Source organism: Serratia proteamaculans (genome assembly GCF_013337185.1).
Taxonomy (GTDB): Bacteria; Pseudomonadota; Gammaproteobacteria; order Enterobacterales; family Enterobacteriaceae; genus Serratia; species Serratia proteamaculans_D.
Map to the genome: position 1 here is coordinate 512,228 of NZ_SWDE01000003.1, position 19,796 is coordinate 532,023.

At 53.6% G+C, this 19,796-nt stretch carries 18 protein-coding genes and 4 tRNA genes; 19 read left to right on the plus strand and 3 right to left on the minus strand.

Features of this window, described 5'->3' with window-relative positions:
- Positions 1-22: 22 nt before the first annotated feature.
- Complete coding sequence (locus FCL49_RS15930; protein ID WP_254611084.1) at positions 23-997, minus strand: aldo/keto reductase; 975 nt, start codon at positions 995-997, stop codon at positions 23-25.
- 34 nt (positions 998-1,031) lie between these two features.
- The gene (locus FCL49_RS15935) at positions 1,032-1,835 is read right to left on the minus strand and encodes an SDR family NAD(P)-dependent oxidoreductase (protein WP_174354315.1); all 804 of its coding nucleotides are present in this window, start codon (positions 1,833-1,835) and stop codon (positions 1,032-1,034) included.
- A gap of 106 nt (positions 1,836-1,941) precedes the next feature.
- Between FCL49_RS15935 and FCL49_RS15940 the strand changes: the two genes are divergently transcribed.
- From FCL49_RS15940 to chbG, 6 genes are all read left to right on the plus strand, one after another.
- Entirely contained in the window at positions 1,942-2,856 is a 915-nt protein-coding gene (locus FCL49_RS15940; RefSeq protein WP_174354316.1) for a LysR family transcriptional regulator, read from the plus strand.
- Positions 2,857-3,348: 492 nt separating this feature from the next.
- Entirely contained in the window at positions 3,349-3,666 is a 318-nt protein-coding gene (locus tag FCL49_RS15945) for a PTS sugar transporter subunit IIB (protein WP_020825274.1), read from the plus strand.
- An 11-nt stretch (positions 3,667-3,677) separates the two neighbouring features.
- A complete protein-coding gene (chbC, locus tag FCL49_RS15950) occupies positions 3,678-5,039 on the plus strand; it encodes a PTS N,N'-diacetylchitobiose transporter subunit IIC (protein ID WP_012005283.1) in 1,362 nt (453 codons plus the stop codon).
- A 49-nt stretch (positions 5,040-5,088) separates the two neighbouring features.
- Positions 5,089-6,474 (plus strand): glycoside hydrolase family 1 protein, encoded by a 1,386-nt coding sequence (locus tag FCL49_RS15955; RefSeq protein WP_174354317.1) that lies wholly within the window; start codon positions 5,089-5,091, stop codon positions 6,472-6,474.
- Complete coding sequence (gene chbR / locus FCL49_RS15960) at positions 6,474-7,337, plus strand: transcriptional regulator ChbR (protein WP_174354318.1); 864 nt, start codon at positions 6,474-6,476, stop codon at positions 7,335-7,337. Before FCL49_RS15955 ends, chbR begins: the two co-directional genes overlap by 1 nt.
- A 153-nt stretch (positions 7,338-7,490) precedes the next feature.
- Positions 7,491-8,252 carry a chitin disaccharide deacetylase gene (chbG, locus tag FCL49_RS15965; RefSeq protein WP_174354319.1) on the plus strand — a complete coding sequence of 254 codons (762 nt, stop codon included), beginning with the start codon at positions 7,491-7,493 and terminating at the stop codon, positions 8,250-8,252.
- Positions 8,253-8,278: 26 nt separating this feature from the next.
- Here chbG and FCL49_RS15970 read toward each other — a convergent pair whose 3' ends face one another.
- Complete coding sequence (locus FCL49_RS15970) at positions 8,279-9,670, minus strand: MFS transporter (protein ID WP_174354320.1); 1,392 nt, start codon at positions 9,668-9,670, stop codon at positions 8,279-8,281.
- Positions 9,671-9,920: 250 nt separating this feature from the next.
- Between FCL49_RS15970 and pncC the strand changes: the two genes are divergently transcribed.
- The 13 genes from pncC to luxS all read left to right on the plus strand — a co-directional run bounded on the left by pncC (position 9,921) and on the right by luxS (position 19,732).
- On the plus strand, positions 9,921-10,409 hold the full coding sequence (pncC, locus tag FCL49_RS15975; protein ID WP_174354321.1) for a nicotinamide-nucleotide amidase: 489 nt from the start codon (positions 9,921-9,923) through the stop codon (positions 10,407-10,409).
- Positions 10,410-10,521: 112 nt separating this feature from the next.
- Positions 10,522-11,583: a recombinase RecA gene (gene recA / locus FCL49_RS15980; protein ID WP_012005289.1), complete on the plus strand. Its 1,062-nt coding sequence runs from the start codon at positions 10,522-10,524 to the stop codon at positions 11,581-11,583.
- A 64-nt stretch (positions 11,584-11,647) separates the two neighbouring features.
- Entirely contained in the window at positions 11,648-12,154 is a 507-nt protein-coding gene (gene recX / locus FCL49_RS15985; protein ID WP_174354322.1) for a recombination regulator RecX, read from the plus strand.
- Positions 12,155-12,287: 133 nt separating this feature from the next.
- A complete protein-coding gene (alaS, locus tag FCL49_RS15990; RefSeq protein WP_174354323.1) occupies positions 12,288-14,915 on the plus strand; it encodes an alanine--tRNA ligase in 2,628 nt (875 codons plus the stop codon).
- 252 nt (positions 14,916-15,167) lie between these two features.
- Entirely contained in the window at positions 15,168-15,353 is a 186-nt protein-coding gene (gene csrA, locus FCL49_RS15995; protein ID WP_002209449.1) for a carbon storage regulator CsrA, read from the plus strand.
- A 310-nt stretch (positions 15,354-15,663) separates the two neighbouring features.
- Positions 15,664-15,756, plus strand: a tRNA-Ser gene (locus FCL49_RS16000).
- Positions 15,757-15,759: 3 nt separating this feature from the next.
- Positions 15,760-15,836 (plus strand) — tRNA-Arg (locus FCL49_RS16005).
- 61 nt (positions 15,837-15,897) lie between these two features.
- A tRNA-Arg gene (locus FCL49_RS16010) sits at positions 15,898-15,974 on the plus strand.
- Between the two features lie 50 nt (positions 15,975-16,024).
- Positions 16,025-16,101, plus strand: a tRNA-Arg gene (locus tag FCL49_RS16015).
- Between the two features lie 312 nt (positions 16,102-16,413).
- On the plus strand, positions 16,414-16,980 hold the full coding sequence (gene yqaB, locus FCL49_RS16020; protein WP_174354324.1) for a fructose-1-phosphate/6-phosphogluconate phosphatase: 567 nt from the start codon (positions 16,414-16,416) through the stop codon (positions 16,978-16,980).
- Positions 16,977-17,405, plus strand: a complete 429-nt coding sequence (locus tag FCL49_RS16025) for a YqaA family protein (RefSeq protein WP_135315186.1) — start codon at positions 16,977-16,979, stop codon at positions 17,403-17,405. Before yqaB ends, FCL49_RS16025 begins: the two co-directional genes overlap by 4 nt.
- An 82-nt stretch (positions 17,406-17,487) precedes the next feature.
- The gene (gene gshA, locus FCL49_RS16030; RefSeq protein WP_135315187.1) at positions 17,488-19,050 is read left to right on the plus strand and encodes a glutamate--cysteine ligase; all 1,563 of its coding nucleotides are present in this window, start codon (positions 17,488-17,490) and stop codon (positions 19,048-19,050) included.
- Between the two features lie 166 nt (positions 19,051-19,216).
- A complete protein-coding gene (gene luxS / locus FCL49_RS16035) occupies positions 19,217-19,732 on the plus strand; it encodes an S-ribosylhomocysteine lyase (RefSeq protein ID WP_037424812.1) in 516 nt (171 codons plus the stop codon).
- Positions 19,733-19,796 lie beyond the last annotated feature (64 nt).

Consider the following 19,796-nt stretch of genomic DNA (forward strand, 5'->3'; position numbering starts at 1 on the left):
TGATTGATGATGGGGCAAAGTCCTACCAACGCTGGGGGCGGGTCTGTTCTTTCATCGGCGCTTCAAGTTGTGCAATTTCCTCATGGGACAGCGTGAGAGGGAGCGCCTTGAGCGCATCCTGGAGATGATGTGGCTTGGACATACCAACAATCGGCGCGGCAACCGCCGTTTTGGCCAGCACCCATGCCAGAGAGATCTGGGCCGCCGGAACCCCTCTCTCGACGGCGATGCTTTCAACGGCCGTAATGGATTGTTCGACTTCTTTTCTGCCGCCGTACCAGCGGGGAGCTTGTTCGTCGGTTTCGGCGCGCACTGTCCCGATCCCTTTTGCCCCTGCCAGTACCCCCCTGGCCAAAGGCGACCAGGGAGTCAGGCCGATCCCTTCCTCCAGGCAAAGCGGGATAAGGTCCTCTTCATCCTCACGTGTGACCAGGTTGTACTGGCTTTGCATGGAAATAAAGGCGGCCAATTTGTTGTGGCGCTGAAAATCCAGCATTTTCATAAAACGCCAGGCCTGCATCGAGGATGCGCCGAGATAGCGGATCTTGCCGGCCCGCACCAGTGCATCGAGCGTTTCGGCCGTTTCCTCCATCGGAGTGTCCTCATCGAAACGGTGCATGACGAACAGATCGAGATAATCGGTCCCCAGACGTTGCAGCGAGGCCTCCACGCTTTGAATGATATGTTTGCGTGACAGGCCGCGATTGTTGGGCTGTTCGCCCATTGGAAAATACGCCTTGGTGGCGATCACCATGTCATCGCGGTGGGCAAAATCCTTCAGCGCACGCCCGAGAATGCGTTCACTCTCGCCTGAAGAATAGATATTGGCGGTATCGAAAAAGTTAATTCCGGCTTCCAGTGCTTCCCGAATGAAAGGGCGGGCTTGTGCCTCCGGCAATACCCAGGGACGCCAAGCGGGATCGCCATAGGTCATGCAGCCAAGACAAAGCCGAGAGACTTTCAGACCGCTATTACCAAGACGTACATAGTTCATCATCTTCCCTCCTGGGGCGTTGGCGGTAGGGTTCCTATCAGCGCATACCGGCGATGGTGTAGCCGCCGTCCACCAGAATGTTTTGTCCGGTGATAAAGCGGGCGTCATCCGTCGAAAGCCAGACGGCAACATCAGCGATATCTTCAGGCTGACCCAGACGTTGGGCGGGTGTATGAGCGATGAAAGGCGTGAAGGCGGAAGCGTCGGATATGCTGCTATGGGCCATTGGCGTGTCGATGATGCCGGGATTGATGTTGTTGATACGGATAGCCTGATTGCCATACTCAAGTGCGACCGCACGGATCAACGAATCGAGCGCGCCCTTGCTGGCGGAATAACTTGATGATCCGGCCAGTGCCCCTTTGGCTAGCCAGGATGAGGTGTTGACGATCACGCCGCCCGAGTTTTGCGCCAGGAAAGCCTCTACCTGGTACTTAATAGAGAGCCACACACCTCTGAGGTTGATGGCGATCACCGCATCGAAATCCGCACTGGTTTGCTGATGAATTGGCACAAAGTTGCCGAGAATACCGGCGTTGTTAAAAGCGATATCAAGCCGCCCGTAGTGAGAGGACACTGCAGCGAGCAGTTGGCGGACATCTTCTTCCTGCGAAACGTCCGCTACCACGGGCAGTGCTTCTCCGCCGGCCAGCACAACCTCCTGAGCAGTGGCTTCTATCTCTGCAGCACGGCGCCCGGCCAACACCACTTTCGCCCCCTCGCGAGCATAGGCCAGTACGGCGGCGCGCCCGATACCGGTGCCTCCACCAGTGACCAGAACCACTTTGCCCTCCAGACGGTTACGGGAGGGAATTTGTATAGCATCAGCGTATTGAGTCATGGCATTAATACTCGGTTATTGAACACCTCACCATGCTATGTTGTTGCCAAAAAGATAACTATCCGTTAAAAATTCACTTCACTATTAGATTATTTATATCAATCCAATGAAAAAAACCGACTTGTCAGGGCTGGTGGCTTTTGTCGCTATTGCCCAGGAGCGCAGTTTCAGACGGGCCGCCGCCAGGCTTGGTGTGACGCCGCCAACGCTCAGTCATACCATGCGCGAGCTGGAGGAGCAGGTCGGTATTCGGCTGTTGAACCGGACTACCCGTAACGTAGCGCCGACCGAGGCCGGGGAACACCTGTTGGCACAGCTGGTGCCAGCGTTTACGGATATAGATACCGCGTTGGAAAGCTTGAATACCTTTCGCGAACAGCCTCAGGGACTGGTGCGGATCAATGCGCCACGAACGGCAATCGAACTTGCGCTGGTCCCCCATCTGGGGCGACTGGCCCGCGATTACCCGGGCATTACGCTGGAAATCGTGGCGCAAGAGGGTTTTACCAACATCGTCGAACAAGGCTTTGATGCCGGCATCAGGCTCGGCAAGGATCTGCACAACGACATGCGGGCGGTGCGCGTTACCCCTGATTTGCGACTGGCCATAGTGGCAACGCCTGAATATTTCCAACAGTTCGGAAAGCCGAATCATCCTGAAGATCTGTTGGAGCATCGCTGTATAGGATGGCGAAAGATTGCCTCTGGAGAACTCTACAAGTGGCAGTTTGAAAAAGGTGCTCAGGTGCTTACCGTCTCGGTGAACAGCCCGCTGATACTCGATGATGCAAGACTGATGCTACAGGCCGCGTTAGCTCATGCAGGCATTGCGTTCGCTATCGAAGAAGAAGTGAATGAATATCTGGCAACCGGGCGGTTAGAGCGAGTGTTGGCCGACTGGTGCGCGCCGTTCCCTGGTTTTTATCTTTATTACCCAAACCGCAGAAACCATCCGGTGGCACTGACCACCGTGATCAATATAATGCGTTACCCCAACCAGGCGAAGCTTCCGGAAGAGTAATATCGCCCTTTCTGGGCCGGGTCCGCCCCCCGGCCACACAAAATTCCACCATTGACTTCTTCTTTTCCATTCTGTGGATCGCCTTATCTTTGCAACCTGTTCTAATCAAGGGCGAACGATTTTATGCTCATCAATCGACCGATGGGCGACCCCGTGCACAGAATTATCCATAAACACTCTGCATGTTTATAACTTACTGTTTATAATTGTTATTTGTTTATATTTGACGGTTTTATTCAGTAATTAAAGGTTATTTGCGAGACAGGTCACACTATTTTTTTATGTGAAATGTGAAGAGGGTCAATCAGGGAGGTCAAGCAGAGACGGTTATTACTGCTGGTGGCTTACCGATCCACTGCACTGCCTCCGTATACTGTCTGCAACCAGGGCAAAGTGACGGAAATTTTCATAAGGAATGTGCGTGAGGCAATGGCTATTGCATCTGGCAAACAAATGACACGGGGCTTTTTTGATTATCTTGAGGGATTGGGTATGGAAAAGAAAAAAATCTATCTGTTTTGTTCTGCCGGTATGTCGACTTCCCTGCTGGTTTCAAAAATGAAAGCACAGGCCGAGAAGTACGAAGTGCCGGTGATCATTGCCGCCTATCCTGAGGCGTTGGCCGCAGAAAAGGGTGCCGAGGCAGATTTGATTCTGCTCGGGCCACAGATTGCCTACACGCTAGCCGAAGTGCAAAAGCAGTTACCCAACAAGCCTGTTGAAGTGATCGACTCTGCTTTGTACGGCAAGCTCGATGGCCTTGGCGTATTGAAGGCCGCAGTCGCCACCATAAAAAAAGCTAACCAATAAAGGGGTCTGCCGTGAATACGTTAATTGCCTCGTTGGAAAAGGTCATTCTGCCCTTTGCCGTGAAAATTGGTAAACAGCCCCACGTTAATGCCATCAAAAACGGGTTCATTCGCTTGATGCCACTGACGTTGACCGGGGCGATGTTCGTTTTGATCAACAACGTGTTTCTTAGCTTCGGTGAAGGATCGTTCTTCTTTTCAATGGGGGTGCGGCTGGATGCATCTACCATTGAGACGTTGAATGGCCTGAAGGCCATCGGTGGCAGCGTTTATAACGGCACCCTGGGGATTATGTCCCTGATGACGCCCTTTTTTATCAGTATGGCTTTAGCTGAAGAGCGCAAAGTCGACCCGTTGGCCGCAGCGCTGCTGGCGGTTGCCGCCTTTATGACCGTGACCCCGTTCAGCGTCGGCGAAGCTTATGCCGTAGGCGCTAACTGGCTGGGGGGGGCCAACATCATTTCCGGTATGGTGATCGGCCTGGTGGTGGCGGAGATGTTTACCTTTGTGGTTCGTCGCAACTGGGTGATCAGCCTGCCGGACAGCGTACCTTCTTCAGTGTCACGTTCGTTCTCGGCCTTGATCCCCGGCTTTCTTATCCTGTCGATCATGGGTGTACTGGCCTACTGCCTGACGCTGTGGGGCACCAACTTCCACCAAATCATCATGGACAGTATCTCGGCACCGCTGGCAAAAATGGGCAGCGTCGTGGGCTGGGTTTATGTGATGTTCTCCTCGCTGCTGTGGTTCTTCGGGGTACATGGTTCCATGGCGCTGGCCGCACTGGACAGCGGCATCATGACGCCATTCGCACTGGAGAACGTCGAGCTGTACAACAAGTACGGTTCCGTCGAAGCCGCGGTGGCTGCGGGTAAAGAGTTCCACATGTGGGCGAAGCCGTTCGTTGACTCCTACATCTATCTGGGCGGGACAGGTTCGACGTTGGGGCTGATTATTGCCATCTTCATCGCCTCACGCCGTGAAGATTATCGTCAGGTCGCCAAGCTGGCGACGCCGTCGGGCATCTTCCAGATCAACGAACCTATCCTGTTCGGCCTGCCGGTGATTATGAACCCGGTGATGTTTATTCCGTTTATTCTGGTTCAGCCGGTACTGACGATTATTACCACCGTGGCTTATTACACCGGATTGATCCCGCCAATCACCAATATTGCGCCATGGACCATGCCGGTGGGGCTGGGGGCGTTCTTCAACACCAACGGCAGTATCGTTGCCATGTTGCTGAGCTTCTTCAACCTGGGCGTAGCAACCCTGATTTACCTGCCGTTCGTGATGATCTCCAACAAGGCACAGAGCCAGATCGATCAGGCGACGGAAAGTGAAGAAGACATCGCCAAGGCGTTGAAATTCTAACTGCAGTCTGGGGCAGCAATCCGCTGCCCCGGTTTTAGAGGGGCTTCGGATGAAATATCAATTTGCTGACGACTTCTGGTGGGGAAGCGCCACTTCGGCGCCTCAGTCGGAAGGAGCAGCCGCGCGGGATGGCAAAAGCCAGAACATCTTCGATTACTGGTATGAGATTGCACCAGAACGCTTTCATCATCAGGTTGGCTCATCCGAAACCTCCACCTTTTATGATCATTTCCAGCAGGATATCCAGCTGTTAAAGGCCCTTGGGCACAATAGCTTTAGAACCTCGATCTCCTGGTCGCGCTTGATCCCGCAAGGGGATGGCGAAGTGAACCCGAAAGCGGTCGCTTTCTATAATGCGCTGATCGATAGCCTGCTGGCTCAGGGCATCACGCCATTTATCAATCTTTACCATTTCGATATGCCGCTGTGCATGCAGCAACAGGGTGGCTGGGAAAGCCGGGCGGTGGTTGATGCCTACGCGCGTTATGCCAAAACCTGTTTCAGCCTGTTCGGCGACAGAGTCAGCCATTGGTTCACCTTCAATGAACCGATTGTCCCGGTCGAAGCCGGGTATCTGAACGACCTGCATTATCCTTGTGTCGTTGATTTCAAAAGGGCGATTGCAGTGGCTTACCACAGCGTTTTGGCCCATGCCAAGGCGGTGAGCGAGTTCAGGGCACTGGGGAACCAGGGCTCCGTAGGCATTATTTTGAACCTGAGCCCGACCTATCCGCGTTCGGACAGCCAGGAAGACTTGGTTGCCGCCCATCATGCGGATCTGCTGTTGAACAAAAGTTTCCTCGACCCGGTGACCAAAGGGCGCTATCCGGAAGATCTGGTGAATATACTGCGCGCCAATGACTTGTTGCCGCAGACCGCGCCGGAAGACGCGCAGCTGATTGCCGATGGGGTGGTGGATATTCTGGGCGTCAATTACTACCAACCGCGCAGGGTTAAAGCGAAGCAAGGCTATCGGGCCAGCGACCCGGTAACGATGCCGGAAGACTTGTTCAGTTATTACGAGATGCCGGGCCGCAAGATTAACCCGCACCGCGGCTGGGAAATCTATGAAAAAGGCCTGTATGACATCCTGATGGATCTGAAGGAAAACTACGGCAACATTCCCTGCTATATTTCAGAAAACGGCATGGGGGTAGAAGGCGAAGAGGCTTTCATCGGTGCCAGTGGGCGGGTAGAGGACGATTATCGAATCGACTTCATTCGCGACCATCTGAAATGGTTACATCAGGCGTTGTCCGAGGGTTCTAACTGCAAGGGCTACCACCTATGGACCTTTATTGACTGCTGGTCCTGGCTGAATGCCTACAAAAATCGCTACGGGTTGGTTCGGCTGGAGCGGGACAGCCAGCAACGCACGATCAAAAAGAGCGGTTATTGGTTTGCCGAGACGGCCAGGCAAAACGGTTTTGATTAATGGGAGCGCGCGCAGTGTCTGACAACCTGGTTTCGCTGAATGCGAACGACGTTAAGCTGATTCGGGAGCAGGATTTTTTTAACTGCAAAGATTTCCACCTGTTTATCTATAACAAGGTGGAGAGCGCCACCGGGCTGCATCAGCATGACTATTACGAATTCACCATCGTCCTGAGCGGCAAATGCTATCAGGAGATCAACGGCAAGCGGGTGCTGCTGGAGCGGGGGGATTTTGTGTTTATCCCCATTGGCTCGCATCACCAGAGCTTCTATGAGTTCGGCGCTGCGAAAATCTTTAACGTGGCGGTCGGCAAGGTTTTCTTTGAAGAAAACTATCTGCAGCAGCTGCCTCGCTGTTTTGTCGCTTCTCAGGCCTACAGCCTGAAGAATGAGTTCCTGGCTTATATCGAGTCGGTGGTCAGTTCACCACAGTTCCGTGAGGATGATTTTGCCGAATTTCTGGAAACGCTGACTTTTTATATCATCAGCCGCATTCGTCATTATAAGGAAGAGAGCGGTGAGGGGGATGATATTCCCCAGTGGCTGAAGAACACCCTGGCCGGCATGCATGATAAAGCGATGTTTGGTGAAAAGGCGCTGCTCAATATGGTTGAGCTGTCGGGGAAAACCCAGGAATACCTGACCCGGGCAATGCGGCGTTATTACCATAAAACGCCGATGCAGGTGATTAATGAAATCCGCATTAATTTCGCCAAAACCCAGCTTGAGGTCACCAACTATTCGGTCTCGGATATCGCCTTTGATTCGGGCTATGGCGACGTGAGTCTGTTTATTAAAAACTTTAAAAGACTCACTGAAGTGACGCCGGGTAATTACCGAAAAAAGTTCTACGGCCCTATTTAGGGCCGATCCCGATAAGCATCAACGCCGATATTCCGAATGCCTTTCAGGCCGCCAATAGCCTGATGAGATAAATTTCTTTGCTTAAGCGAAGGGGAATTGCCGTACCTGACGGACGGTATTCCCTTGCCAAAAATTTGTTAAATGGATACCAAAATGGAAAAGTTACTGATAGTGAATGCTGACGATTTTGGTCTGAGCAAGGGCCAAAACTATGGCGTTATCGAGGCATATCACTACGGGGTTGTCTCTTCAACTACTGCCATGGTCAATAGCGCGGATGTACACCATGCTGCCAGGCTCAGCCAGCTTTATTCCGGGCTGCAGATTGGCCTGCACTTTGTGTTGACCCACGGGAAGCCCCTGACTGCCATGCCGTCGCTGGTCAACGAACGTGGGGAATTGGGCAAGTGGTTATGGGAAAGGGCTGAATCCGCACTGTTGGATCTGAACGAAATCCACGACGAGTTGGTGAGTCAATATGACCAATTCGTGGCGGTGTTTGGTAAAGCGCCGACGCATATCGACAGCCATCATCACGTGCATATGTTGCCGCAGATTTATCCGCTGGTGGAGGCTTTTGCCCAGTCTAAATCCCTGCCGCTGCGCATAGGACGCGAGGAGGTGGAACGGCAAGGCATTCCACTGCGCTATGGCCGCAGCACCGAATGGTTTGATGCGGGCTTTTATGGTGAGGAAATATCCGAGGCGCTGTTTTTACAGGTGCTTGAGCGCACCGATCAACGTGGCGCCCGGTCGGTGGAGATGATGTGCCATCCGGCGTTTTTGGACAGGACCATTTTGGCGAGCAAGTATTGCTACCCACGGCTGGCTGAGGTGGATGTTTTGACCTCGCCAGGCATTAAAAACAGGATTGCAGAGCGCGGCTACCGTCTGGGATCCTTCCTGGATCTGTGACGCTTCCGACGTAGCAATTGGCCTGCTTAAAGCATCGAGTGGGCCTTCTTCAGCCCGGTATCCTCATCAGGATCGGCACCCTGCGGGATGGGCTCATCGGCTTCCTCTTCCGAAATTTCACTGGCCTGCGGCTCTACCGGATCAGGTGCCGCTTCCGGTGGCGGCATGGTGTCATGGATGATCTGCTCATCGAAGGTTGGGTTCAGCGCCGGCGAAAGCGGGGAACTGGTCAGGCTGTCCGGCAGCGGGATATGCGGCAATGGCGCATCCTGCACAAACTGCGATTCGTCCTGTTTTACCGTCCGACTGAAGCCCACCAGCAGCACGCCGCAAAGCGAGAAGAAGGCATACAGAATATTACCGCCCAGCGGTTCAATCAGTGAGCCGACCGCCAATGGGCCGATACTGGCACCGACGCCGAAGGCCATCAGCAAGCAGGCGGCCAGGGATACGCGCCGTTCCGGTTCGATCAAATCATTCGCCAGGGCAACGACCAGCGGATACAGCGTGAACTGCAACATGCTGACGATAAAGCCTACGACCAGCAACACCGGAAAATCAATGTGCGGCAGCAGCGCCAGCGGCAGGGAAGCAACGATCAATAAAATGGCGTTGATGCGCATCAGCAGCGTACGATTGTAACGGTCTGACAGCCAACTGAGCGGGAACTGCGCCACCAGCCCGGCGAAGATGGCTATGGCCATAAACAGGCCGGTTTGCTGGGTGGTTAGCGATTGCAGACTTGCGTACACCGGCGCCAAACCATAGAAAGAGCCCACCACCATGCCGATCACCAGCGTGGTCGCCAGCACTTTGGGAATGGCCCCGATAAAATAACGTAGCTCCATAGGGGCCGGTGACATATGGCGCGCGTTGGTGCGGGTGGTGAGGGCGATAGGTACCAGGCAGAGTGCAAAGCACAGGGCAATCACCAGCAGGGTGGTGATACCGAGATTGCTCTGCAGCATTAACACCACCTGACCCAATGACATGCCCAGATAAGTGGCTGCCATATAAAAGCCGAAAACCATACCGCGCTGATTGGATTCCGCCTGATCGTTCAGCCAGCTTTCCAGCACCATGAATTGACACATCATGCACATGCCGATAATCAACCGCAGTACTACCCATACGGGAATGTATTCCGTCAGGCCGTGCCCCAGCACCGCCGCGGTGATAATGCCGGCGCAGGAAACGTAGGCGCGGATATGGCCGACGCGGGCAATCAGAAAATGGCCGACCTTGCCGCCGATCACCAGGCCGATGTAGTTGGCGGCAATAATTGCCCCGATCAGCGCACCGGTCACGTGGATAGAGGTTAAACGCAGGGAGATGTAAGTGGTGAGCAACCCTGAACCCAGCAGCATCAGCAGGGTGGTGGTATACAACGGAAAGAAGACGCCTAACGTTTTTTTCACTCTATCATCCTAATCTTTTATCCTGGTTTGCCCTGGGGCTGACCCTGCCGGCGGCAAAGGCAACCCGGTGAGATCCCTCGTGCAAAACACTGCCCGTTAACCCGAGCGTTACATTCGATACTAGCAGTTTGGTTTGCCGCTTAACACCGCCTCGCCTGCGAAACGGTGCGCATTTCTGTCATCGCGGCGTCAGGCAAGCTTGATAAATGCTACTATCGGGCGCATATACCTGATTCGTTAAGGAGAGGTTATGAGCGAAGATCAACTGCGTAAACTCAGTATTGCGGTGGGCGAAAAACTGAAGGCCAACGGCCAGTGGATCACCTGCGCGGAGTCCTGTACCGGTGGCGGCATCGCCAAAGCCATCACCGATATTGCCGGCAGTTCTGCCTATTTCGATCGTGGCTTTGTCACCTACAGCAATACGGCGAAACATGAGTTGCTGGGCGTGGCAGAAGCGACTCTGACGTCCCATGGCGCAGTGAGCGAAGAGGTGGTGCGCGAGATGGCTCAGGGGGCGTTACATGCAGCGCGGGCCAGTCTGGCGCTGTCGGTCAGCGGCATTGCCGGGCCGGACGGCGGGAGTGCGGAAAAACCGGTGGGTACCGTTTGGTTTGGCTTTGCCGACGGCTCTGGGCGGGTACTGGCATACAGGAAGCAATTTTCCGGCGATCGCGATGCAGTGCGGCTTCAGGCGACGATTTTTGCACTGCAAACCGCGCTTGATGATTTTTTGTAAAATTAGGCTTGATACTGTATGACCATACAGTATAATTAGTGACATTTCCTGCACAACATACAATCAGTGGCAGTGTGGGGTAACACCGACATTGCGTAACGAAGGAGCAAAAATGGCTATTGATGAGAACAAGCAAAAGGCGCTAGCTGCGGCACTGGGCCAGATTGAGAAACAGTTCGGCAAAGGCTCCATCATGCGTCTGGGTGAAGACCGTTCTATGGACGTAGAAACGATCTCCACCGGCTCACTGTCACTGGACATCGCACTGGGTGCGGGCGGCCTGCCAATGGGTCGTATCGTTGAAATTTATGGCCCGGAGTCTTCCGGTAAAACTACCCTGACGCTGCAGGTTATCGCTGCGGCACAGCGCGAAGGTAAAACCTGTGCGTTCATCGATGCCGAGCACGCGCTGGATCCGATTTATGCGAAAAAGCTGGGTGTTGATATCGACAACCTGCTGTGTTCGCAGCCGGACACCGGTGAGCAAGCGCTGGAAATCTGTGATGCCTTGACCCGCTCCGGTGCGGTTGACGTGATCATCGTTGACTCCGTAGCGGCGCTGACGCCAAAAGCGGAAATCGAAGGCGAAATCGGTGACTCACACATGGGCCTGGCGGCGCGTATGATGAGCCAGGCGATGCGTAAGCTGGCCGGTAACCTGAAAAACGCCAACACCCTGCTGATCTTCATCAACCAGATCCGTATGAAAATTGGTGTGATGTTCGGTAACCCTGAGACCACCACCGGTGGTAACGCTCTGAAATTCTACGCTTCTGTCCGTCTGGATATCCGCCGTATCGGCGCGGTGAAAGAAGGCGATGAAGTGGTCGGCAGCGAAACCCGCGTAAAAGTGGTAAAAAACAAAATCGCTGCGCCGTTCAAACAGGCAGAGTTCCAAATCCTGTACGGTGAAGGTATCAACAGCCGTGGTGAACTGGTCGATCTAGGCGTGAAGCACAAGATGATCGAGAAAGCCGGCGCCTGGTACAGCTACAACGGCGATAAAATCGGTCAGGGTAAGGCAAACGCCTGTAACTTCCTGAAAGAAAACCCGGCGGTTGCTGCTGAGTTGGATAAAAGACTGCGTGACCTGCTGCTGCACAGCAACGGTGAACTGGTTGCGGCAACCAACGAAGGCTTCGATGACGAAGCTGAAACCAGCGAAGAGTTTTAATCGCTGCTGGCGTCCGTGAACACCGTTACAGGTTCACGGACGTCAACTAAATCAGGCTTGAAAAATGAATGACTTGCTAAGCCGCGCCATGCGCCTGCTGTCGCAACGCGATCATAGTGAAGCTGAACTGCGCCGCAAACTTGCGGCGCAGCCATTTATGGCGAAAGCCAGATTTGGCACCAAAACTCCCTCGTCCTCCGCTCCGCTCCCTGAAGAACCCGTCGATCCTGCCGTTATAGAACAGGTTATTGCCTATTGCTACCAGCATAACTGGCTGGACGATCAACGCTTTGCCCGCAGTTATATAGGTAGCCGCAGCCGTAAAGGCTATGGCGCGCAGCGCATCCGCTCCGAATTGATGCAAAAAGGTGTGGATAAAGAACTGACGCAGACAGCGCTGGCGGAGTGCGAGATTGACTGGTGTGAGCAGGCCAAACAGGTGGCTCAACGTAAATTTGGCGAATCACTGCCAACGGACTGGAAGGAGAAAGCCAAAGTGCAGCGCTATCTGCTCTATCGTGGCTTCTTCCAGGAAGAAATTCAGTCAATTTACCGTGATTTTGCGCAATGAACGCACACGGGGTTTTACTTCCCTCTGAAGAAAATTTATCTTATCCCCACTTTTTGTTCGTGAGCTAGGTGCCATCGTCAGGATGTCGCGTATCTTGCTCACGTGTCGTTATTCTAGCCTTTCCGGGAAAATTATGAGCAAGAGCACCGCTGAGATCCGTCAAGCGTTTCTCGATTTCTTTCATAGTAAGGGCCATCAGGTTGTAGCGAGCAGCTCCCTGGTGCCTGACAATGATCCGACATTGCTGTTTACCAATGCCGGCATGAACCAATTTAAAGATGTTTTCCTGGGGCTGGACAAGCGTGCCTATTCCCGAGCCACCACCTCACAGCGCTGTGTCCGTGCGGGCGGTAAGCATAACGATCTGGAGAACGTCGGTTATACCGCACGTCACCACACCTTCTTTGAAATGCTGGGCAACTTCAGCTTCGGCGACTATTTCAAACACGATGCCATCAGCTACGCGTGGGAACTGTTAACCGGTGAAAACTGGTTCAACCTGCCGAAAGAAAGACTGTGGGTGACCGTTTATGAAACCGATGACGAAGCCTTCGACATCTGGCAGCAGCAGATTGGTGTGCCGGCAGAACGCATTATCCGCATTGGCGACAATAAGGGCGGTGCCTTTGCCTCTGACAACTTCTGGCAGATGGGTGATACCGGCCCATGCGGCCCGTGCACCGAGATTTTCTATGATCACGGCGATCATATCTGGGGGGGCCCGCCGGGCAGTCCGGAAGAAGACGGCGATCGCTACATTGAGATCTGGAACCTCGTTTTCATGCAGTTCAACCGTCAATCCGACGGTACTATGCTGCCGCTGCCAAAACCTTCGGTAGATACCGGTATGGGGCTGGAGCGTATTGCCGCAGTATTGCAGCACGTGAACTCCAACTATGAAATCGACCTGTTCAGCAAGCTGATTGCCGCGGTGGCCAAGGTGACCGGTGCCACAGATTTGGATAACAAATCTCTGCGCGTTATCGCCGACCACATTCGCTCTTGTGCCTTCCTGGTGTCGGACGGTGTGACGCCGTCCAACGAAGGTCGTGGTTATGTTCTGCGCCGCATCATCCGTCGCGCCGTTCGCCATGGCAACATGCTGGGCGCGAAAGACACCTTCTTCTACAAACTGGTTGCCCCGCTGATCGAAGTGATGGGCCCGGCAGCCGACGAACTGAAACGTCAGCAGTCACTGGTTGAGCAAGTGCTGAAAACCGAAGAAGATCAGTTTGCCCGTACTCTGGAACGTGGTTTGACGTTGCTGGACGAAGAACTGGCCAACTTGCAGGGCGATACCCTGGATGGTGAAACCGCATTCCGTCTGTACGACACTTATGGTTTCCCGGTCGATCTGACTGCAGATGTGTGCCGTGAACGTGGTCTGAAAGTGGATGAAGCCGGTTTCGAGCAGGCAATGGAAGCACAGCGCCGCCGTGCGCGTGAGTCCAGCGGCTTCGGTGCAGACTACAACAGCATGATCCGCGTTGAGGGTGCCAGCCAATTCAGCGGTTATGACCACGAGCAACAGCAGTCCACCGTGACCGCGCTGTTCCGTGATGGTCAACCGGTGAACGAGATCCACGCCGGTGAAGAAGCCGTGGTGGTACTGGACGAGACCCCGTTCTACGGTGAGTCTGGTGGCCAGGTTGGCGATAAAGGCGTGCTGAAAGCCGCCAATGCTGATTTTGAAGTGAGCGACACCCAGAAATACGGCCAGGCTATTGGCCATCAGGGCAAGCTGTCTCATGGCTCGCTGAAGGTGAACGACCGCGTTGACGCGCAGATCGACACCGTTCGCCGTAACCGCATTCGTCTGAACCACTCCGCAACCCACCTGCTGCACGCTGCACTGCGTCAGACGCTGGGCGAGCACGTGGCGCAGAAAGGCTCGTTGGTTAACGATAAATACCTGCGTTTCGACTTCTCGCATTTTGAAGCGATGAAGCCGGAGCAAATTCGCACCGTGGAAGACTTGGTGAACCAACAAATTCGTCGTAACCTGCCGGTGCAAACCGAGGTTATGGCGCTGGATGATGCCAAAGAGAAGGGCGCTATGGCGCTGTTCGGTGAGAAGTACGACGACAACGTGCGCGTACTGACTATGGGCGACTTCTCAACGGAGCTGTGTGGCGGCACCCATGCCAGCCGTACCGGTGATATCGGCCTGTTCCGCATTCTGAGTGAGTCTGGTACCGCCGCGGGTATCCGCCGTATTGAAGCGGTAACCGGTGATGGTGCGATTGCGACCTTGCATCAGCAAAACGATCTGTTACAGGACGTTGCTCATCTGGTTAAGGGTGACAGCAATAACCTGACGGACAAAGTGCGTGCGGTGCTCGATCGTACCCGCGCATTGGAAAAAGAACTGCAGCAGTTGAAAGACCAGCAGGCGGCGCAAGAAAGCGCTTCATTGTCCAGCAAGGCGAAAATGGTTAACGGCGTACAGCTGTTGGTCAGCCAACTGGATAACGTTGAGGCCAAAATGCTGCGAACTATGGTTGATGATCTTAAAAATCAACTGGGTTCCGCGATTATCGTGCTGGCCACTACGGCCGATGATAAGGTGAGCCTGATTGCCGGCGTGACCAAAGATCTGACCGACCGGGTAAAAGCCGGCGAGCTGATCGGTAACGTAGCGCAGCAGGTTGGCGGTAAAGGGGGCGGACGCCCTGATATGGCGCAGGCCGGGGGGACTGATGTCAGCGCCCTGCCAGCGGCGTTAGACAGCGTAGAAGCCTGGGTGGCCTCGAAACTGTGAATATAAATAAATAGCACTTACAAACGCCATAACTCATTACTGATTATGGCGTTTTTAACCTGTGCTAACACAATTTGGTTACAATTACGGGAACAAAGTTTTTCAGGTCGGCTAAACTTATCATTATCTGAGGTGAGACCAAGTCTGCTTACATTTATTGTGGGTTACATGACTTACGTTTTCGCAGCATATGATGGATAATGACGGGGAAACTGAGAGACCCGACTCTTTTAATCTTTCAAGGAGCAAAGAATGTTAATTCTGACTCGTCGAGTTGGTGAAACCCTCATGATTGGCGATGAGGTCACTGTCACAGTGTTAGGGGTCAAGGGCAACCAGGTTCGTATTGGTGTGAATGCCCCCAAAGAGGTGTCAGTTCACCGCGAAGAAATCTATCAGCGCATTCAGGCAGAGAAGTCTCAACCGACGACTTACTGATTTCGATGCAGCGTCTCGTTGCTCAGCGAGACGCTACTGAGCTTTTTTGTGCCCCCTACAGACCTTCCTCTGACTTACCCTGTTAAATCTTCCTGCAGTTCCTCCCACTTTGTTTGCTGATCCACTGTTATTGTCTGTTGATAAAACAATCTTTTTGACGTGAAATCGCCCATGTTGAGTGTGAATTGTGCAAACGCACATGAGATGGGAAAAATTGTTTGACTTAAAAGTCGGAGAAAGTAATATGTGCGCCACGCAGTGCCGATGAGCTTCTCCAAAGCAAGTTAGGCACAATTCGCAAGAAGCGTATGGTGAGGTGGCCGAGAGGCTGAAGGCGCTCCCCTGCTAAGGGAGTATGCGGTCAAAAGCTGCATCCGGGGTTCGAATCCCCGCCTCACCGCCATTTGCATCCATAGCTCAGCTGGATAGAGTACTCGGCTACGAACCGAGCGGTCGGAGGTTCGAATCCTCCTGGATGCACCATATTTTGCAGTATGGTGGGGTAGTAACAACGTACCATACGGTATCAAAAAAGAATTCCTGTGCATCCATAGCTCAGCTGGATAGAGTACTCGGCTACGAACCGAGCGGTCGGAGGTTCGAATCCTCCTGGATGCACCATTCTTTCTGTCAAACTTGTTTCTTCAAGCAGACAAACCAAAAATAGTAATGCATCCATAGCTCAGCTGGATAGAGTACTCGGCTACGAACCGAGCGGTCGGAGGTTCGAATCCTCCTGGATGCACCATATTTTAAAGTAGTTATCTCTAAGTCTTCACTTTCAGATAGATACGAACTGGAAGGTCGCACGAAGGAGGATAACGTTGCTTTAGCAACGGCCCGTAGGGCGAAGCGTTTACGCTGAGTAATCCTCCTGGATGCACCATCTAAGAAAAACCCGCCTTGGCGGGTTTTTCGCTTTCTGGCATTCGGCGATACGCTGCTGTAATTCCATCATCTTTCCTCTTGCACACAGCACATTCCGCTATTACGCGATCAGCGACAACCCTCCGGCTTTACGCTAAAGTAGTTTTCTTTCCTCAACGATCATGGAGTAACGATGTACGACCGCTATCAGGGTCTTATTTTCGACATGGACGGCACCATTCTCGATACCGAGCCGACGCACCGAAAGGCGTGGCGTGAAGTGTTGTCCCGTTACGGTATGACGTTTGATGAGCCCGCGGTGATGGCGTTGAGCGGTTCTCCGACCTGGCGTATTGCCCAGGCGATTATTGCCAGCCATCAGGCCGATCTTGATCCCCATCAGTTGGCTGCAGAGAAAACTCGTGCTGTTGAGGTGATGCTGCTGGACAGCGTACAGCCCTTGCCGTTGATTGAGGTGGTGAAGGCCTACCATGGCCGCCGTCCCATGGCGGTGGGTACCGGTAGTGAGCACCGCATGGCAGAAGCTCTGCTGCGCCATCTGGGCCTGTTCCACTGCTTTGATGCGATCGTGGGCGCCGATGATGTGCAGCGTCACAAGCCGGAACCAGACACTTTCCTGCGCTGTGCCGAACTGATTGGAGTACCGCCGGAGAAATGCGTGGTGTTTGAAGACGCAGATTTCGGCATCCAGGCGGCGAAAAGCGCCAATATGGCCGTGGTAGACGTTCGTACGCTGTGAGTAGTACGCTGGCCGTGATGTCGTTATTCGGCGGCAGCTTTCTCAGTGCGACGTTGCTGCCGGGAAATTCAGAAATTATTTTGGTCGCCTTGCTGACCAACAGCCGTGTCTCACCGGAGTTACTGGTGCTGGCCGCGACGTTGGGCAATACGCTCGGTGGGCTGACCAATGTCATTATCGGGCGCCTGTTACCGGCGTTGAAACCACAGCGAGGGCTGGATACAGCGCTTGGGTGGATGCAACGCTTCGGCCCGGCTGCGCTGTTGCTCAGTTGGGTACCGGTAGTGGGCGATTTATTGTGCGTGTTGGCAGGCTGGCTGCGCATGCCCTGGGGCCCTGTTACGCTATTTCTGTGTATCGGAAAGGCGCTGCGTTACATCATTTTGACTATGATAACGCTACAGGGAATGGCCTGGTGGCATTAACGACGTGAATATAACTCAATATTCTCTCGGGTGCAGATTCAGTATGCTTACGAGTTCTTGTTTTTAGAAGCGGGAGGTCAATTTGATCCCGGACGTATCCCAGGCGCTTTCTTGGTTGGAAGCCCATCCCCATGCATTAAAAGGCATTCGTCGCGGCATTGAGCGTGAAACGTTGCGCGTCACCGAAGACGGAAAGCTGGCAACAACCGGGCATCCGGAAAAATTGGGGGCGGCATTAACGCACCACTGGATAACCACAGACTTTGCCGAGGCGCTGTTAGAATTTATTACGCCGGTTGATGACAATCTCGATCACCTGCTGACGTTCTTGCGCGATATTCATCGTCACGTAGCGCGTAATCTGGGTGAGGAGCGCATGTGGCCGCTCAGTATGCCGTGCTTTATTGAAGCCGAGCAGGACATTGAACTGGCGCAGTTCGGCTCGTCGAATATTGGCCGCATGAAGACGTTATACCGCGAAGGGTTGAAGAACCGTTACGGCGCGCTGATGCAGACCATTTCTGGCGTGCACTACAACTTTTCCCTGCCGCTGGAGTTCTGGCAGGCATGGGCCGGCGTTAAAGATGCCGAAAGCGGTAAGGAACAGATTTCAGCGGGCTATTTCCGTCTGATCCGCAACTATTATCGTTTTGGCTGGGTGATCCCGTATCTGTTCGGCGCATCGCCGGCGATCTGTTCCTCGTTCCTGAAAGGGCGTGAGACCTCGTTGCCATTTGAGCGAACCGAGCAAGGGATGTGTTATCTGCCGTATGCCACTTCGCTACGGTTGAGTGACCTGGGTTACACCAATAAATCACAAAGCAATCTGGGCATTACCTTCAACGACCTGCAAAGCTATGTTGAAGGCCTGAAGCGGGCGATTGTTACGCCTTCGGAGGAGTTTGCCAAATTAGGTGTGAAAGATGGCGATCGTCATCTGCAGTTGAACAGTAACGTGCTGCAGATCGAAAACGAACTCTATGCGCCGATCCGACCGAAGCGGGTGACTAAAAGCGGTGAGACACCGTCAGATGCGTTGCTGCGCGGCGGTATCGAATACATCGAGGTTCGCTCGCTGGACATCAACCCGTTCTCGCCAATCGGCGTGGATGCGGTGCAGGCACGTTTCCTGGACCTGTTCCTGGTATGGTGTGTGTTGGCCGATGCACCGGAGATGAGCAGTGATGAATTGCTCTGCACGCGCAAAAACTGGAACCGGGTGATCCTCGAAGGGCGTAAACCGGGCCAGACCATTGGCATCGGTTGTGATGACAGCCGTGAGCCGTTGGCAAAAGTAGGCAAAGCCTTGTTTGACGATTTGCGCCGCGTGGCAGAAGTGTTGGATAGTGAAGCGGGCGATCGCCAGTATCAGCAAGTGTGTGACGAACTGGTTGCAGCGTTTGACGATCCGGAGCTGACGTTCTCGGCCCGCATCCTGAAAGCGATGAAGGAAGAGGGTACCGGGCGTGTGGGTCTGCAATTGGCTGAGCAATACCGTCAGATGCTGATTGAAGAGCCGTTGGAAATCCTGACTGAAGCCGAGCTGGCGAAGGAGCAGGAAGCCTCATGGCAGCGTCAACGCAACATAGAAGCCAGTGATACGCTAAGCTTTGAAGAGTTCCTGAAGCTACATGGCGGGAGCTGAAAAAGAAAAAGGCCACATCAATGTGGCCAAATATGCATCTCTGATGACAGGGATGATGATAACAAATGCGCGTCTTTCACATATTCAGACTCGCTGAGTTAGAAAAGGTTTCCTGGATAGATAAAAAAGTTTCGAAATAAATACTCTTTTACGAGGAGGTAACGAAATGCCACTGCTGGATAGCTTCACCGTAGACCATACCCGCATGGCAGCCCCGGCTGTCCGCGTTGCGAAAACCATGAAAACTCCTCATGGCGATACCATCACCGTATTCGATCTGCGCTTTTGCCGCCCGAATCTGGAAGTGATGCCTGAGCGTGGCATCCATACGCTGGAACACCTGTTTGCAGGCTTCATGCGTGACCATCTGAATGGCCAGGGCGTTGAGATTATCGATATCTCCCCGATGGGATGCCGTACCGGCTTCTACATGAGCCTGATTGGCGTGCCGGAAGAGCAGCGTGTTGCCGATGCGTGGAAAGCGGCGATGGGTGACGTGTTGAAAGTGACCGATCAGCGTAAAATTCCTGAACTCAATGAGTTCCAGTGCGGTACTTACCACATGCACTCGCTGGAAGAAGCACAGGAAATCGCCAAGCACATTCTTGATCACGACGTGGTAGTGAACCACAACGAAGAGCTGGCGCTGCCGAAAGAGAAGCTGCAGGAACTGCATATCTAGTTCGTCACCTGGCTACAGCGATAAAAAAAGACGCGATGTTCGCGTCTTTTTTCCTTTCTGGTGG